This is a genomic window from Coleofasciculus sp. G3-WIS-01 (assembly GCF_040223135.1).
GTDB lineage: Bacteria > Cyanobacteriota > Cyanobacteriia > Cyanobacteriales > Coleofasciculaceae > Coleofasciculus.
This window is the reverse complement of record NZ_JAVJZI010000281.1, coordinates 1-17,011: the sequence shown is the minus strand read 5'-3', so window position 1 is coordinate 17,011 and position 17,011 is coordinate 1. Positions and strand designations below refer to the sequence as shown.

Annotated in this window: 18 protein-coding genes; 15 read left to right on the top strand and 3 right to left on the bottom strand. The window is 47.8% G+C overall.

Annotated features, from left to right (window positions below; genetic code table 11):
• Positions 1 to 123: 123 nt before the first annotated feature.
• The 6 genes from RIM23_RS29815 to RIM23_RS29790 all read left to right on the top strand — a co-directional run bounded on the left by RIM23_RS29815 (position 124) and on the right by RIM23_RS29790 (position 4,774).
• Entirely contained in the window at positions 124 to 258 is a 135-nt protein-coding gene (locus RIM23_RS29815; protein ID WP_446372006.1) for a hypothetical protein, read from the top strand.
• A gap of 329 nt (positions 259 to 587) precedes the next feature.
• Positions 588 to 1,274 (top strand): hypothetical protein, encoded by a 687-nt coding sequence (locus tag RIM23_RS29810; protein ID WP_446372004.1) that lies wholly within the window; start codon positions 588 to 590, stop codon positions 1,272 to 1,274.
• 819 nt (positions 1,275 to 2,093) lie between these two features.
• Entirely contained in the window at positions 2,094 to 3,116 is a 1,023-nt protein-coding gene (locus tag RIM23_RS29805; RefSeq protein ID WP_446372002.1) for an ATP-binding cassette domain-containing protein, read from the top strand.
• A complete protein-coding gene (locus RIM23_RS29800; protein WP_446372000.1) occupies positions 3,113 to 3,235 on the top strand; it encodes a hypothetical protein in 123 nt (40 codons plus the stop codon). The genes RIM23_RS29805 and RIM23_RS29800 overlap by 4 nt, the downstream gene beginning before the upstream one ends.
• A gap of 128 nt (positions 3,236 to 3,363) precedes the next feature.
• Entirely contained in the window at positions 3,364 to 4,257 is an 894-nt protein-coding gene (locus RIM23_RS29795) for an ABC transporter permease (RefSeq protein WP_446371998.1), read from the top strand.
• 133 nt (positions 4,258 to 4,390) lie between these two features.
• The gene (locus RIM23_RS29790) at positions 4,391 to 4,774 is read left to right on the top strand and encodes a hypothetical protein (RefSeq protein WP_446371996.1); all 384 of its coding nucleotides are present in this window, start codon (positions 4,391 to 4,393) and stop codon (positions 4,772 to 4,774) included.
• 65 nt (positions 4,775 to 4,839) lie between these two features.
• On the opposite strand, the gene RIM23_RS29785 is transcribed toward RIM23_RS29790, so the two are convergent.
• A complete protein-coding gene (locus RIM23_RS29785; RefSeq protein ID WP_446336428.1) occupies positions 4,840 to 5,274 on the bottom strand; it encodes a peroxiredoxin in 435 nt (144 codons plus the stop codon).
• 191 nt (positions 5,275 to 5,465) lie between these two features.
• Here RIM23_RS29785 and RIM23_RS29780 point away from each other — a divergent pair, with 191 nt between their 5' ends.
• The 8 genes from RIM23_RS29780 (at position 5,466) to opcA (ending at position 14,200) form a co-directional block, all read left to right on the top strand.
• Positions 5,466 to 5,876: an Npun_F0494 family protein gene (locus RIM23_RS29780; protein ID WP_446371994.1), complete on the top strand. Its 411-nt coding sequence runs from the start codon at positions 5,466 to 5,468 to the stop codon at positions 5,874 to 5,876.
• A 61-nt stretch (positions 5,877 to 5,937) separates the two neighbouring features.
• Positions 5,938 to 7,434: a cobyric acid synthase CobQ gene (cobQ, locus tag RIM23_RS29775; RefSeq protein ID WP_446371992.1), complete on the top strand. Its 1,497-nt coding sequence runs from the start codon at positions 5,938 to 5,940 to the stop codon at positions 7,432 to 7,434.
• A gap of 16 nt (positions 7,435 to 7,450) precedes the next feature.
• Entirely contained in the window at positions 7,451 to 7,690 is a 240-nt protein-coding gene (locus RIM23_RS29770; protein ID WP_446336431.1) for a 2Fe-2S iron-sulfur cluster-binding protein, read from the top strand.
• A 51-nt stretch (positions 7,691 to 7,741) separates the two neighbouring features.
• On the top strand, positions 7,742 to 8,392 hold the full coding sequence (hisIE, locus tag RIM23_RS29765) for a bifunctional phosphoribosyl-AMP cyclohydrolase/phosphoribosyl-ATP diphosphatase HisIE (RefSeq protein WP_446371990.1): 651 nt from the start codon (positions 7,742 to 7,744) through the stop codon (positions 8,390 to 8,392).
• A gap of 238 nt (positions 8,393 to 8,630) precedes the next feature.
• Positions 8,631 to 9,695 (top strand): class 1 fructose-bisphosphatase, encoded by a 1,065-nt coding sequence (gene fbp / locus RIM23_RS29760; protein ID WP_446336445.1) that lies wholly within the window; start codon positions 8,631 to 8,633, stop codon positions 9,693 to 9,695.
• Positions 9,696 to 9,795: 100 nt separating this feature from the next.
• The gene (gene tal / locus RIM23_RS29755; protein ID WP_446371988.1) at positions 9,796 to 10,953 is read left to right on the top strand and encodes a transaldolase; all 1,158 of its coding nucleotides are present in this window, start codon (positions 9,796 to 9,798) and stop codon (positions 10,951 to 10,953) included.
• 182 nt (positions 10,954 to 11,135) lie between these two features.
• On the top strand, positions 11,136 to 12,665 hold the full coding sequence (gene zwf, locus RIM23_RS29750) for a glucose-6-phosphate dehydrogenase (protein WP_446353252.1): 1,530 nt from the start codon (positions 11,136 to 11,138) through the stop codon (positions 12,663 to 12,665).
• Positions 12,666 to 12,832: 167 nt separating this feature from the next.
• Complete coding sequence (gene opcA / locus RIM23_RS29745) at positions 12,833 to 14,200, top strand: glucose-6-phosphate dehydrogenase assembly protein OpcA (protein WP_446371986.1); 1,368 nt, start codon at positions 12,833 to 12,835, stop codon at positions 14,198 to 14,200.
• On the opposite strand, the gene RIM23_RS29740 is transcribed toward opcA, so the two are convergent.
• Positions 14,197 to 14,325 (bottom strand): hypothetical protein, encoded by a 129-nt coding sequence (locus RIM23_RS29740; protein WP_446371984.1) that lies wholly within the window; start codon positions 14,323 to 14,325, stop codon positions 14,197 to 14,199. The two genes, opcA and RIM23_RS29740, sit on opposite strands and share 4 nt — an antisense overlap.
• Positions 14,326 to 14,412: 87 nt before the next feature.
• Here RIM23_RS29740 and RIM23_RS29735 point away from each other — a divergent pair, with 87 nt between their 5' ends.
• On the top strand, positions 14,413 to 15,783 hold the full coding sequence (locus tag RIM23_RS29735; protein ID WP_446371982.1) for a cobyrinate a,c-diamide synthase: 1,371 nt from the start codon (positions 14,413 to 14,415) through the stop codon (positions 15,781 to 15,783).
• Positions 15,784 to 15,964: 181 nt separating this feature from the next.
• Here the strand turns inward: RIM23_RS29735 and RIM23_RS29730 are convergent, their stop codons facing one another.
• On the bottom strand, positions 15,965 to 16,090 hold the full coding sequence (locus tag RIM23_RS29730; RefSeq protein WP_446371980.1) for a hypothetical protein: 126 nt from the start codon (positions 16,088 to 16,090) through the stop codon (positions 15,965 to 15,967).
• Positions 16,091 to 17,011: the final 921 nt, after the last annotated feature.

The window sequence follows — 17,011 nt, the reverse complement described above, 5'->3', positions numbered from 1 at the left end:
GATACCTGACGCACAACCCATACCCGCAAGACGACTAATATTCACTATTGATCCGATAAAGCATGAAGCAAGCGTCAGTCTGGTTTTATTGTCCCACAAGCAGGCTAGCATCGTCTGCTGGAGATGAGTGATTATTCGGGAACGCTGCTCACGGGGGTAGAGTTGTCACAGGCGGAAAAAGCGGCTATGGTATCTGCGATCGCTCATGCCGAAAGATTCTCTCCTACCCTTATGTTCCCTGGCTTGCTTTTGAAGTGATGCCGAGGGCGCGATCGCAGGATCGCTGGATGGTCTAAAATCAAAGCACCATCCGGAGCGAGCGGCTATAGTAGAGTAGATTTACCTTTAACTCTATACATATAGAAATTCTTATAACTCTGGTGATACCACCTGGAAACGTTTTAAGATCCTTGGGGATGGACAATTGAGCATTTCTCGTTTTCAATTAGAAAACGGAGAATAGCTAGAGAACCCCCCAATAGAATCAATGGCGTATAAACTCATAAGGAGTAAAGTCACACCAATGGCAGTCAGTCTATATCAGTGACAATGAGTGGTAGTTCAGTTTTAAATGTGAGGTAAGAGCGATGAGTGATGGTATGGCATTCCTGACAGGGGCTGCCTTTGCGGGGGTAGCGCTTCTGTTTATGATGAAAGGCGGAGACAGTCTTGGCATTACGAATGCTCCTCCCTCTCAAACGGCTCAACTTCCACAGAGCAATCCTTATAATCCCTATAATCCTACTTATGGGCAGAACCCGCAAATGCCAACTCAGACGACACCGGGTTTTGCCGGAAATGATTTTGAACAGCAGCAGGTTACAGTAGAACGCATGAGAGCCATGCTGGAGCAGCAACGCGCCGAAACTGAACAGTTAAAAGCGCAGGTGCAAAACCAGCAAGCGTTGATTGATAATCTTTTGGGACAAAATAATCCCAATAATCCCAATAATCCCAATAGTTTCATACCACCTCGGATTGAAGCAGCGCCCCCTGTAACTCCTCTGGCGCAGTCTGAGCCAGATAATTCGATTATTTCCGGCTTGGTTTGGGGATTGGGGGGTATGGCGGTAACGATTAGTGGGGGTGTAGTCGTGGTGGGATTATTGGCGGTGCTGTCGCGACAACAACAACCGCGTCAATCTCGGACAACTTACGTTGTTCCCCATCCCTACAATGCGCTTCCTTACGCCCCCTCAGCTAGACGACGCACTGAAGTAATACCGCCTCCTCTTGATGATAGACAAGTGGATTATGTCGAATATGAGCGTTAGTCTGAAGTTCCCCTAGCCAAAAAATCTTGCACTGTCTCACCGTGCGGCTTTGCGCGATTTTTGACGCGCCGTACTTATGTACAATCGCGCTCAACCTCGATGTAGCGGGAGTTTTCACCGATAAGATTGTCTATTGCCAACTCCCTGTCAACCTCAACTCTCAAATTAAATGGGTGACAGCTCATGCGCCATCAATCCGAATGTTAAATCTATGGCGGGTTGACAATGAAAAAAAAATGTGCATATTTCCCTAAACCCCCCCCACTCTCAGTAAACCCCTTACAGATAAGCAATGGTGAAAGCTCCCTCGCGATTTATCCGAGGGATGAAACCAAGCAAGGCATTGAACCTAGCAACTTTAGTTGCTTCTTTTGTTGGATTTAGGTACAATAGTGACGTGAGAAACAGAGTTTGTAGGTGATAACTATGTATACATAAAAACCTTCTGAAAAACATAAAGGGTGTAATTGGTCTTGCTAGGATTTCAAACGAGCCAAAATTCGTATAATGCCGATTTTCTCAGTCGGAATAGCATTTTTGTAAAAATTAAAAGTTAATAAGTACTGTAGGGCATACGGAAACTTCCTAATTAATTTAGGTAAAAGCTTGGAGAGCTACCCGAAAAAGTGGAGTTCTAGATATTAAGTGATATTCTAGTTAGCTTCGGGTAGGACATAATTGTGTAAGACCTAATTAGAGGTGACTCGAAAGGGCAACGATTAGCTCAAGAATCCCCCGTCTTTTAAGCGGGGGAGTGTCAAAATAAGAAGACAGCTAATTGTTTAAATTTGTATAGCCAACTCAGGTATAGAACGATATATGGCTGCCGCCGTCTTAATCGAGAACCTAAAAAAATACTACGGGGATGTCGAAGCCGTGAAAGACATCTCCCTGAACGTCGAAGCCGGTGAGATTTTTGGCTTACTCGGTCCGAATGGAGCGGGGAAAACGACAACGATTCGCTGTCTGTGTACCTTAAGTAAACCGGACGCGGGTAAGATTGAGGTATCGGGAATTTCTGCGATCGCGAATCCTAGAGCCGTCCGCCGCCGCATCGGTTATGTCGCCCAGGAAGTGGCATTAGATAAAGTGTTGACAGGTAGGGAGTTACTGCAACTGCAAGGGGATTTATATCACCTACCCAGCAGCGTTGCCAAAGAGCGCGTCAATACCATGATAGAGGTGCTCGGCTTGCAGGAGTATGCCGATAAAAAGACAGGAACCTATTCCGGCGGAATCCGCAAGCGTCTGGATTTAGCCTCTGGCTTACTCCATAAACCCGATGTTTTAGTTCTTGATGAACCCACCGTGGGACTCGATATCGAGAGCCGGGTGGTGGTGTGGAATTTCCTGCGTCAACTGCAAAACGCTGGCACCACTATATTTATTACCAGCCACTATTTGGAAGAGATAGATATTTTAGCCGATCGCGTGGCAATTATCCACAAAGGCGTTGTCATTGCCGAAGGTACGCCTTCTCAGTTAAAGGATAACGTAGGAGGCGATCGCATAACCCTCCGCATCCGGGAATTCTCGCCTATGGAAGAAGCCCAAAATGCCAAGGAAAAGCTGGAGGTGTTACCCTTTGTCCAAGAAGTGATTATTAATACAGCACAAGGAAATTCCCTAAACTTAGTCGTCAAACCTCAAAGCGATGCATTGACTAACATTCAGCAATCCTTAAAAGACGCCGGATTACCCATCTTTGGCATAGCCCAATCCCGACCTAGTTTAGATGATGTCTACTTAGCCGCCACAGGTCAAACCCTAATGGATGCTGAACTCGCGGCGGCGGGAACACGAGATGCAAAAGCCGAGAAAAAGCAAAGGATGAAGGAATGATGAGAGCGCAGGGGGAGCAATGTAGAGACGCGCCATGGCGCGTCTGGAAGCAATGTAGAGACGCGCCATGGCGCGTCTGGAAGCAATGTAGAGACGCGCCATGGCGCGTCTGTGTGTAGGGGCGGGTTTTACCACTAACGGGAAGGTTTGCACCCTGATATGACTAAACCCGCCCCAAGGGATTACAGTTGCGACAAATGACAAATGACTAATAACGAATGACCAATAACAAATAACAAATAACATTATGAGTGGAACTGTAACACCATCGAAACCAGAAATTAATTGGCAACCCGAAGTGGTAAGTCAAGTCCCCGTCAGCGATAAGGCGGGTGTGGGTGAATTTGTCCAAGAAACCTTGGCACTCACTAAGCGCCTGTTTATTCAACTGCAACGACGCCCATCTACATTAATTGCTGGGGTAATTCAACCGTTAATGTGGCTGATTCTGTTTGGGGCGTTATTTCAAAATGCGCCAAAAGGACTCTTTGGCGAAAGCTTATCTTATGCCCAATTCTTGAGTGCTGGTGTAATTGTATTTACCGCCTTCGCTGGTGCGCTCAATGCTGGCTTACCGGTGATGTTTGATCGGGAATTTGGCTTTCTCAACCGTTTACTCGTCGCACCTCTGGCGTCTCGCTTCTCCATTGTTGCCGCATCAGCTATCTATATCGTCGCCCTCAGCTTTATCCAAGCGGTGGTGATTGTTGCGGCTAGTGCGGTTATGGGTGCGGGTATTCCCAATATAGCCGGACTCGGTGCGATCGCGCTGATTGTTTTCTTGCTGGTAATCGGGATGACAGCATTAAGTTTAGGACTCGCCTTTGTGCTTCCGGGTCATATTGAACTCATTGCAGTCATTTTTGTCACCAACTTACCCCTGCTATTTGCCAGCACTGCTCTAGCGCCGCTATCCTTTATGCCAAAATGGTTACAGCTTGTCGCTAGTCTCAATCCCTTGAGTTATGCGATAGAACCAATTCGCTATCTCTACCTCCATGGGGATTGGTCTTTAGGCAGTGTTGTCATGGAAGCACCTTGGGCATCAATTACATTTGGCGGGGCTGTTTTAGTCCTGTTTGGCTTTGCCGCCGCCGCGTTAGTTATCATTAGTCCATTGCTACGACGCCGATTTGCCTAAAAAATTCCAGATTATTTATAGTAGGGACACGGCAGTGCCGTGTCCTTATCGGCTACCTTGTCCTTATCGGCACTACCGTGTCCTTATCGGTAGAACGGCTAATCATATTTCTAACATAAACAGGTTAACTGCCATGAAGATAAACACCCTCTTAACTCCGGCACTCACCTCAACCCTGTTCGCTCCCCTAGCCTTAGGGATGGCTGTTGGCATTACCTCAGCCATTATCCCTGAATCTGCGATCGCACAATCGGCTGAGCGGGTGAATCCCCTAGAAGGTATGGATAATCGCCAAAATGAGCGAGATCCACTCACGGGAACGACTGGCAACAGTGTCTTTGATTTTATCCATCAATCCCGTTTCAGGGTTGATACGGAGACATTTAACAGCGAACTGGATCAAAACCTAGACAATGCGACGCAGGAGTTCCGCCGTCTACAAATGGAACGCTTAAGAAATCAACAACAAGTTCAACCGAATAACTCGTCTACTCCGGCTGGCTCAGGAATTAGATAACTGGAGGTAGAACCTCCCGAAAAGCATTCCCAGGCAAAGCCTGGGAACGAGGCAACGCAAGAAAGCTAGCTCATGCTAGCTAAGATATCCTTAGCGTGGGAATCGGTTTTCACCTTTTCATCAACATAAGTGATCGTACCTTCGCCGTTAATCACATAAGTGACGCGCTTGGAGTAACCACCGCCTTCAACATCATAAGCTTTAGTAATCGTGCCATCCGGATCAGCTAGCAATTGGAAGGGCAACCCATACTTCTCCTTAAATTGCTTATGGGATGCCTCATCATCCATACTGACACCGAGAACCACCATATCTTTGCCTTGATATTCCGCGTAGTTGTCCCGGAAGCTTTGGGCTTCTTTGGTGCAACCTGGGGTATCGTCTTTGGGATAAAAATAGAGAACTACTGTTTTCCCAGCCAAGTCGGAAAGGGAAACGGTATTCCCTGCATCATCTTTGGCGGTAAATGCCGGAGCTTTATCACCAACGCTTAAAGCCATAAGTCTTTTTCCCTTTGTGTTTACTACGCGATTGACTATTCTTCACTTTACTACGAATTATCGGTGGACTCGATTGGAAAATGTAGTGTTTGATATTGATTCAAGCCAATACACGCTCGGCAATACTAAAGTTAAGATGGATGGATTGAAGCCTAAAAGTGGGGTTCACTAGCGTTTCCAGCAGCTAACCAATGACTTCCATTTCGTCACAAAAAGCCCAGTCGGTTCACTATCCAGAGCGAACGGTTCAACGCGCTGAACAAGCTGTGCGCTGTTTGCCCTTTCAGTTAACCTTGTACAAGGAGATGCGTTCGACCAGTGTTTCCCTACTCGCGATCGCAACCCAAAAAGGGATAGAACAGGGTTATACTAAGCGTTCCTTATCCGAGTTGGCAGCCGAACGTGATTTAATGTGGTTGATTCAAGTCGGCGTGTTGCGGCGAGAAGTTGATGGGCAGGGTATTACCGACAGTTTTCGTCTCACGCCCTTGGGTCGTCAACTGGTGGAAAAATGGGCAAGCCAAGGCGAGTCATTGCCCCCGCCATCCCTGTGGGATCGCATCACTCACGCCTGGAACCGTTGGTGGCGATTGCCGATTTAAATCTATGGTCGCAGGGTTGCTTCTATTCGTATTGATTACCCTATAACTCCGAAGCCGCTTTATGAAATCGCTGATGGTGGTGGGGACAACGTCCCACGCAGGAAAATCGTTTATTGTTACCGCCTTGTGCCGTATTCTTTCTCGGCGCGGTTGGCGTGTGTCTCCGTTTAAGGGACAAAATATGGCGCTCAATGCCTATGTCACCCCCAATGGGGGAGAAATTGGACATGCTCAAGCCGTCCAAGCCTGGGCGGCTGATGTGACGCCCTGTGTCGAAATGAACCCGATTTTACTCAAACCTCAAGGGGATATGACCTCTCAAGTTATCCTCATGGGTCAAGTGGTGGGTAAAGTCAGCGCGGCGGATTATTACGAACAATACTTTGATCGCGGTTGGCAGGCGATTGAAGAGTCCCTACGGCGTTTGAGTCATGAGTTTGATTTTCTGGTATGTGAGGGTGCAGGGAGTCCGGCGGAGATTAATCTTAAGCACCGCGATTTAACCAATATGCGGGTAGCGAAACATTTAAATGCACCAACCTTACTCGTGGTAGATATCGATCGCGGCGGCGCATTTGCTCATGTTGTTGGGACTCTGGAACTGTTGGACGCAGATGAGCGAGCCTTGATTAAGGGGGTGGTAATTAATAAGTTTAGAGGACAGCGCTCGCTTTTGGAATCAGGGATTACTTGGCTTGAACAACGCACGGGAATTCCCGTGGTTGGGGTTATTCCCTGGATGGATGAGATATTTCCCGCTGAAGACTCTTTGGCGCTACTGGAGCGCGAAAATCAGAGAAAGGTCGATAGTGAATTAACGATCTCGGTGATTCGCTTCCCCCGGATCTCTAACTTTACCGACTTTGACGCCCTAGAAGCTGAACCGACGGTCACGGTAAAATATATAACACCGCATCAATCCCTCGGCTACCCCGACGCCCTGATTTTGCCAGGAACCAAAACTACAATTAAAGACTTACTCCTGTTGCACAAAACAGGCATGATTGAAGAAATTCAAAACTATGCCGCTGCGGGGGGTACAGTTTTAGGCATTTGTGGTGGTTTTCAAATGCTGGGTCAAAGCTTGCTTGATCCGGATGGCATTGAGGATGAACCGGGACAGTATCAGGGATTAGGATTATTACCCATTAAAACAATCATTACTGCCCGAAAAGTAACTCGTCAACGCTTGGTTAGCTCCAACTATCCTCAAGTTGGTTTACCTGTAGAAGGGTATGAAATTCATCAAGGACGTTCTCGGCTGATTGACTCGGAAACCACCGATAATCAGTCTGCCTATCAACCCCTGTTTGATGACCCAGGTTTAGGATTAGTCGATGTGACTCAATCGATTTGGGGGACTTACCTCCATGGTTTATTTGATAATGGTCCTTGGCGACGGGCTTGGTTGAATCAACTGCGACATCAACGCGGACTTTCGTCTTTGCCAACGGGTATTCCAGACTACCGAGATCAGCGAGAAGTGGTTTTGAATTCCTTAGCCGATAGCGTAGAGGCTCATTTGGATTTAAGTACTATTTTACCTGCCCTGAGTTAATAACTAGAACCTGTTCATGAGTGTTACCATTCGATTCTTACCCGATGATGTCACCATTAATGCAGAAGTCGGAGAACCCCTACTGCAAGTAGCTCAACGTGCGGGTGTTTTCATTCCCACAGGATGCCTCATGGGTTCGTGTCATGCTTGTGAGGTTGAGATTAACGAGGGAGAAACGATTTGCGCCTGCATCTCTGCTGTACCACCGGGTTCCGAACAGCTTACGATTAATCTCTACAGTGATCCAACTTGGTAAAATCATTCATAAGAGATGCCTGAACTATATTAGTTGCTAATTTACTCCACTATGTCATCGACTACATCCTCTACTCCGAGTCCCGCGATTCCGGTTGAGAAAATCCGTTATAACGATCACGGACTTGTCCCTGCCATTGTCCAAGATTATCTGGATGGTACAGTATTGATGATGGCGTGGATGAATCGGGAATCGTTGCAGAAAACCTTGGAAACTGGGGAAACCTGGTTCTGGAGTCGCTCGCGTCAGGAATTATGGCACAAAGGCGCGACATCAGGTCATTTGCAGCATGTGCGATCGCTGCGTTATGACTGTGATAGTGATACGCTGCTGATTGGTGTAGAACAGGTGGGGGATGTTGCCTGTCATACTGGGGAACGCAGTTGTTTCCATCAGGTGGATGGGATAAAGGCTGCACCGCCAGCCGATACCCTGTCTCAGGTGTTTGAAGTGATTTGCCATCGTCGGGATAATCCCACAGCCGAATCCTATACCTGTAAGCTATTTAAGGGTGGGGATAATAAGATTCTCAAAAAGATTGGCGAAGAAGCCGCCGAGGTAGTGATGGCGTGCAAGGATGATGAGTTGGATGCGATCGCGTCTGAAGTGGCTGATTTGTTTTATCACACCCTAGTCGCATTAGCCCATCACCAGGTTGATGTGCGGGACGTTTATCGCAAGTTACAAGACAGAAGGGGTTGACATTTTCCCCTGCTTAAGTCATCTCATTATGATCGTGTTGCTTGCTCCCTAAGCTGCACTGCCGCCGCCAACGTCAAAAGATGTCAAAATTCCTCTAAGGTGGGACGCTGGTTTGTCAATGCCTCTATAAGATAGGGAGTAAAGTGGAAAAGACTACTATGCCAGATTGGTGAGCGAGGCTTCTTAACCCAAGACAGACCATCGCTTACCAACAGCGCGACGATAAGGAGGACAAAATATGGCAGATGTGGAGAGGTCTTTAGTCGAAGAGCATTCTCTGGATCGGGATTGCACAACCCTATCCCGGCATGTTCTGCAACAGCTTAAGAGTTTCAGTGCCGACGCACAAGATCTCAGTGCCTTAATGAATCGTATTGCCTTAGCCGCAAAAATTATTTCCCGGCGGTTGAGTCGCGCTGATTTGGTCGAAGGTGCATTGGGATTTACCGGGAATGTGAATGTACAGGGAGAATCCGTCAAAAAGATGGATATTTATGCTAACGATGTGTTTATCTCTGTCTTTAAACAAAGTGGACTCGTTTGCCGCTTGGCATCCGAGGAAATGGAAAAACCCTACTATATTCCCGAAAACTGCCCGATTGGTCGTTATTCCCTAATCTACGATCCGATTGACGGCTCCTCGAATGTTGATATTAACTTAAATATCGGCTCAATTTTTGCCATTCGTCGGCAACAAGGCGACGACATCGACGGCGAAGCGAAGGATCTGTTGCAGGATGGACACCAACAAATCGCCGCAGGCTACGTGATCTATGGACCGAGTACAATGCTGGTTTACTCCATTGGTACTGGGGTGCATGGGTTTACCCTTGATCCGAGCTTGGGTGAGTTTATTCTGTCCCAGGAAAATATGAAAGTGCCAGAGCATGGACCGATTTATAGTGTCAATGAAGGAAACTTTTGGCAGTGGGATGAATCGATTCGAGACTATATTCGCTACGTTCATCGCCATGAAGGTTACACGGCTCGCTATAGTGGAGCATTAGTGGGAGACTTCCATCGGATTTTATGTCAAGGGGGCGTATTCATTTATCCGGGTACAGTGAAGAAACCGGAAGGGAAGTTGCGTCTACTGTATGAAACAGCGCCTTTAGCCTTTTTAATAGAACAAGCTGGGGGTCGAGCCAGTACCGGCACCCAAAATCTGATGGATGTGGTGCCAGAAAAACTCCATACGCGCACACCGTTGATTATCGGGAGTAAAGAGGATGTGGCGTTAGTGGAGTCCTTTATTCAAGAACGAACACGAGAATCAAAAGACGCGATCGCGGCGGGTTCTTAGCCAAAAGTCAACCGTGACGGATGATTGATGCTTCCTTCGGGAAGAGACATCGGCTTTGCATCAAAAACAATAACCCATAACCTAATTTAGGAGTTTAAGCATGACAGCAACAGCTAATAATCCGATCTTTGAAATCGAAAATAATTACGGTCAAAGTATCTGGATGGATAATCTCAGCCGTACTCTGATCGAATCCGGAGAACTCAAAGAGTTAATTGAGAATCGCGGTGTTCACGGGATTACCTCCAATCCAGCGATTTTTGAAAAAGCGATCGCCGGTAATGCAGTTTACGACGCTGATATCGAAGCTGGGATTAAAGCCAAAAAATCGGTGCAGGAGATTTATGAATCCCTTGTCTTTGAGGATATTCGCAACGCTTGTGATATTCTCAAACCAATTTATGAGCAAACTGATGGTCTCGACGGTTACGTCAGCATTGAAGTTCCCCCCACGATCGCTAAAGATACCGAAAGTACGATTAATGAAGCTCGTCGGTATTATCAAGCCATTGGTCGGGAAAACGTAATGATTAAAATCCCCGGCACCCCCGAAGGTTTACCTGCTTTTGAGCAAGTGATTAGTGAAGGGATTAACGTCAATGTTACCTTACTTTTCTCAGTCCAAAGTTACATTGACACCGCTTGGGCTTATGTCCGAGGTTTAGAAAAGCGGGCAGAGAAAGGAGAAGATATTAGCAAGCTAGCCTCAGTTGCTAGTTTCTTCCTCAGCCGGATTGATAGTAATATTGACGATCGCATTGACGAAAAACTCAAACTTGGGGTTGACCGGATCGAGAAAGAGGCAAAACTGAAACAGGTGAAAGGCAAAGTCGCGATCGCGAATGCCAAAATCGCTTATCAGAAATTCAAAGAAATTATCCAAACCGATCGTTGGAAAGCCCTGTCCGCCAAAGGTGCCAACGTGCAACGCCTCTTGTGGGCAAGCACCAGCACCAAAAATCCTGACTACAGCGATGTCATGTACGTCGATGAGTTGATAGGTCCCAATACTGTCAATACCCTACCACCGAATACAATCGAAGCTTGTGCCGATCACTGTTCTCCAGACAATCGGATTGAGACCGATGTGGAACAGGCGCATCAGTTAATTGACAACCTGAAAGATCCCGATATCGCGATCGATCTGGATCAAGTAATGGATGAACTACTTGATGAAGGTATTGACAAATTTGTCAAGCCCTTTGAATCCTTAATGTCCTCTCTGGATAGTAAAGTCAAAGACTTGGCAAAGGTATAACGGTTCCCTTGCGGGTGAGGTACACCCTACAGTAGGGGCGCAAGGATGGTGCCCTTTGAACAAGTGCGTTGGAACCCACCTCTGTCACGGTGTCGGGGCGGGCGCGAGTCAAATCGGGGTGAGGTCAAAAACGATAATAGTGAAACCCGCCCAGACAAAAAATTCAACACTCAAAACTCAAAATGGTGACATTTACAGAAAATCCCCTGCGCGTTGGTTTACAACAGGAACGGAGTCCAGAACCACTAATTTTAGTGATTTTTGGCGCATCGGGAGACTTGACCCAACGCAAGCTAGTACCCGCCCTGTATCAGCTCAAACGCCAACGACGGCTTCCCGCCGAAATTACAATTGTTGGTGTAGCCCGTCGAGAATGGAGTCATGACTATTTTCGGGAACAGATGCGGGAAGGGATCGAGGAGTTTTCTGATGGAATTCACTCCGAAGAACTGTGGAACGATTTTGCTGAAGGGCTATTCTACTGTCCCGGTAATATGGATAAGCCGGAAAGCTATCAGAAATTAAAAGCATTTTTGGCAGAACTGGATGGTAAACGGGGGACGCGGGGAAATCGGGTATTTTATCTAGCCGTTGCGCCTAAGTTTTTCCCCGAAGCCATCCGCCAACTGGGGACAGCCGGAATGCTGGCAGATCCGATCAAGCATCGCCTGGTGATCGAAAAACCCTTTGGTCGAGATTTGAGTTCAGCCCAAATTCTCAACCGGGTGGTGCAGCAAGTGTGTCGTGAGGATCAGGTGTATCGCATTGACCACTACTTGGGCAAAGAAACTGTTCAGAATCTCTTAGTCTTCCGCTTTGCCAACGCCATCTTTGAACCCTTGTGGAATCGCCAGTTTGTGGATCACGTTCAGATTACCGTAGCCGAAACCGTGGGCGTCGAAGATCGAGCGGGTTACTATGAAAGCTCAGGTGCACTGCGGGATATGGTGCAGAACCATTTGATGCAACTGTTTTGCTTGACAGCAATGGAACCTCCCAATTCTCTGGATGCAGATAGTATCCGGACTGAAAAGGTAAAAGTAGTGCAGGCAACACATTTAGCCGATATTAATAACTTAGAATATTCAGCTGTTCGGGGTCAGTACAAGGCAGGGTGGATGAAAGGGCAGGCAGTACCAGGATATCGAGAAGAAGAAGGCGTTGATCCCAACTCCATCACTCCCACTTACGTGGCGATGAAACTCCTGATCGATAACTGGCGTTGGCAAGGTGTTCCCTTCTACCTGCGGACAGGGAAGCGGTTACCGAAGAAAGTTAGTGAGATTGCGATTCAATTTCGCGATGTCCCCTTACTGATTTTCCAATCCGCCGCCCAACAAACCAGCCCCAATGTGCTAACGATGCGGATTCAACCCAATGAAGGGATTTCCCTGCGATTTGAGGCAAAAATGCCGGGTCCGCAGCTACGTACCCGCACAGTGGATATGGATTTTAGCTATGGCTCATCCTTTGGCATGGCGACATCCGATGCCTACAATCGATTATTACTCGATTGTATGTTGGGGGATCAAACGTTGTTTACCCGTGCAGATGAAGTGGAAGAAGCATGGCGGGTGATTACCCCAGCCCTATCAGCTTGGGAAGCACCCACTGACCCCAAATCAATTCCCCAATACGAAGCTGGGACTTGGGAACCCACGGAGGCGGAAAACCTGATTAATCGGGACGGGCGCCGCTGGCGTAGACCCTAGTAATGTAGAGACGTGCCATGGCACGTCTGGGAGCAGGGGGAGCAGGGGGAGCAGGGGGAGCAGGGGAAGATGTAGCTTGCTTCTCGATGAAAGCGAGTATGACGAATGACGAATGACCAATGACGAATGACTAATAACCAAAAACAAATAACGAAGGATAAATAACGATGGTACAATCTCCTCCAATTCTTTCTCTACAATCGCCCAAAGAGATTTCCTTACATGAAATTGAGGAAGAACTTCGGGATATCTGGCAAAGCTACAGTACAACAGATGGGAACAGCGATGTTCCCACTGCTGTACGGGCAACCACCTTTACGTTGGTGGTTTATGAACCCGAAGAAACTCAACTACTTTTAAGCGCATTGGGATATTATTCAGGTCCGATTGACGGAATTATCGGACCGCGTATGTTTGCCGCGCTCAAAGCCGCACAGAAAGCTTATGGACTGCCCAGAACAGGCAAGGCGGATGAAAAAACCAAGACAAAACTGCGCCAAGAGTATAATGAGCGGCATCAGCAAGAGGCAAATGGAAATGGGGAAACCAAACGGCAACCCTATTCGGCTGATATAGAAGCATCGGGAATTGCTGATGCGATCGCGGCGGCGAATCCTTGTCGGATTATCGCCCTATGCCCCATTGTCGGTGAAGATGAAGGGGTGAATGTTCAAGTCTCTGCCTCTTGTCCCATTCAAAAGCACAGTAAAAGTACCCTGGTTTGCTGCGAATACATTACCTTGAGTGGCACAACGGCAGCTTTAGAGCGTATCGGGGGTATGATCTGTGAACTGATGATTGGTGATCTGCCTAAGTTTGTTTGGTGGAAGGGAACACCCGATCCGGATTATGGGTTATTCAAACGACTGGCTGGGGTTAGCAATAGCGTGATAATTGATTCCAGTGCCTTCCAAAAACCCGAAATTGGGTTATCGCGACTACAGGAATTCATCACCCAAGACGTACCCATGGCTGACCTCAACTGGCGGCGGTTAGCCTCGTGGCAAGAGTTGACGGCTGAGGCATTTGATCCGCCAGAGCGTCGCTCTGCGCTCAAAGAGGTTGACCAAGTTACCATCGATTACGAGCAAGGCAATCCTGCTCAGGCTTTAATGTTTCTGGGGTGGTTGGCGTCTCGACTCCAGTGGCGTCCGGTTTCTTATCAGAAAGAGGGTGGGGAATATGATATTCGACGGGTTAAATTCACCACTACCGAACATCGCACTGTAGAAGCTGAATTAGCCGGGATTCCCACGGTTGATGTGGGAGAAGTGGCGGGAGATTTGATTAGCCTCCGTTTGGGTTCAACTAATATGGACGCTGACTGCTGCACGGTGTTATGTTCAGAAACCACCGGTTGTATGCGGATGGAGGCACATGGCGGGGCGCAATCGTGCCGTATTCAGCAGGTTACTCCGATGTTTGACCAAAAAACGGAGCAGTTGTTGAGTCAGCAGTTGCAACGTTGGGGTCGCGATTTGCTGTATGAAGAAACTCTGGCGGTGGCTGGGCAGATCCTGAAAGCTGGGAGTTAGGGATTAGGTATGGGTTTATGGTGTAGGGTGTGGGGGTTGTAGAGACGTGCCATGGCACGTCTGGGGGTGTAGAGACGTGCCATGGCACGTCTAGGATCAGGGGGAGAGGAGGGCGGGTTTCGCACAAACGTTATTATCCACAACCAAGCATAAAGTCCCTAAACCCGCCCCTACACATTCACGGGCAATGTCCAAAATGTTCCTACATTTCTATGGCTTTAATCATTGCTGGTGAACGAAGTGGGGTGGGCAAAACAACGGTGACGCTTGCCCTACTTTCGTGTTTATCGCGGCGGTATCGTCGAGTGCAATCCTTTAAAGTGGGTCCGGATTACATTGACCCGATGTTTCATCAACGGGTGACGGGGCGCCCCTGTCGTAATTTAGATCCGGTGTTAACGTCCGAATTTTATGTTCAAGCCTGTTTTAACCGTCATCTGGACGGCGTAGACTATGCTCTGATTGAAGGGGTGATGGGGTTGTTTGATGGGGCATCAGGACGCGATGATGTTGCCAGTACAGCGCATATTGCCCGACTGTTACATGTTCCTGTGCTGTTGGTTTTAGATTGTAGTCGCTTATCTCGCTCCGTCGCCGCGATCGCACAGGGGTATCGTTCTTTTGATCAGAGCATCCAAGTGGCTGGGGTGGTGTTGAATCGAGTGGGGAGCGATCGCCATTTAGAATTACTTCAAGATGCCCTAGAACCCTTACAATTACCCATACTCGGTGTACTCCGGCGTCAGGATAGTCTGAGGATTCCCGATCGCCATCTGGGTTTAGTTCCCACTGATGAACTGACTTTTCTTTTTCAGTTAATTGACCAACTGGCTGATATTGGCGAAACTTGCTTTAATTGGGAGTATTTATTGCCGCTGTTGAAGGCAGATCGTCACGATTCAACGGTCAACCATCAACCCTTAACCCCTGGTGTCTCTCAACCCATTACCCGAATTGCCATCGCTCGCGATCGCGCCTTTAGTTTCTACTATCAAGATAATCTGGATTTATTGCAAAAATTGGGAGCCCAATTAGTTCCCTGGAGTCCCCTAGGGGATACCACTTTACCCGCAGGTGTGCAGGGACTTTATTTTGGTGGCGGCTTCCCGGAAGTATTTGCTCAGGAATTGGCGGATAATATCGAGGCGCGTCAGGCGGTATGGAATGCTATTATTCAAGGAATGCCCACCTATGCAGAATGCGGCGGTTTGATGTATTTATGCCAAGAGGTTACAGATTTTGAGGAAAAATCTTGGTCGATGGTAGGGATATTACCCACAAAGGCGGTAATGGGTAAACGTTTAACCCTGGGATATCGTCAAGCAACAGCATTACAAAATACACCCTTAGTATTAGCCGGTGAAAAAGTTTGGGGACATGAATTTCATCGTTCCCAGTTAACCGCAACTCCTAAGCCTCCTTTATTTGAAATCAAAGGATATGAGCCGAAGGGGAAAGTGAGTATTGAGGGGTGGAAAATGTATCAGATACATGCATCCTATATTCATTTGCATTGGGGGGGGAAAATAGAGATTCCTGGGCGTTTTTTGAAATATTGTCAGCAATTTAATTCACGTTCGTAGGTGGGAATTTGTAGTATGGGATGCGAGCCCATCAACTCCTCGCCAAGAATAGAGACGCGCCATGGCGCGTCTCTACATGCTTCCCCCTAGTCTACGGATTTAACTCTTTCAACTATGTTCGCGAAGGGTAATGTATCCCTTAAAGGCTTTGGTGGGTTACGGCGGATTGTTCCGTTTCAGGTTATTTGCCATCGTTTTGTTCCCGCCTAACCCACCCTACCGAGACTATCGATACTTTCTTGCCATTGGGATAATTCAGGAGTGTTTGAATTAGATTCCAATAGTCTTGAATTCGTTGTTCGTCCATGGTTAATAATTGTGTAGGGGCGCAAGGCTTGCGCCCAGTCAGATGTGTTCGTGAAGGGTAACTTATCCTTAAAAAGCTTTGGTTGGTTACGGCGGATTGTTCCGTTTCAGGTTATTTGCCACCGTTTTGTTCCCGCCTAACCCACCCTACATGTTCGCGAAGGGTAATGTATCCCTTAAAGGCTTTGGTGGGTTACGGCGGATTGTTCCGTTTAGGGTTATTTGCCATCGCTTTGTTCCCGCCTAACCCACCCTACCGAGACTACTACCGAGACTACGCATACATCTAGAATAGATTGGCATTGTTGGGGCGTGTGGGAGCGTGATTATCGATGCACGTAGGGGCGCACCGACGTGCGCCCAACCAGATTGACCAAACCTTTACCCAATACCATCAGCCTCGAAATCTCACCCGTGAGTCTCCGAGTCTCGCGAATGACACTCTGAGCCTCGCCAATGACGCTTTGATCGTGGGTAAATGACACTCTGAGCCTAGTCAATGACGCTATGAGCTTGGGTGAAGAACACTCTAAGCCTCGTCAATGACGCTATGAGCTTGGGGGAAGGACACTCTGAGCGTGGGGGAATAACGCTATGAGCTTGGATGAAGGACACTCTGAGCGTGGGGTAATGACGCCATGAGCTTGGATGAAGGACACTCTAAGTCTCGCCAATGACGCTTTGAGCGTGGGTGAATGACACTCTGAGCCTCGCAAATGACGCTTTGAGCCTCACCGATACAATTCCTCAACCACCCAGATATAGCAGTAGACACATCGATTAGGACTTTCGTCACCATTGTAGAGACGCGCCATGGCGCGTCTCTACATAATGGCGCGTCTCTACATAATGGCGCGTCTCTACATAATGGCGCGTCTCTACATAATGGCGCGTCTCTACATAATGGCGCGTCTCTACATAA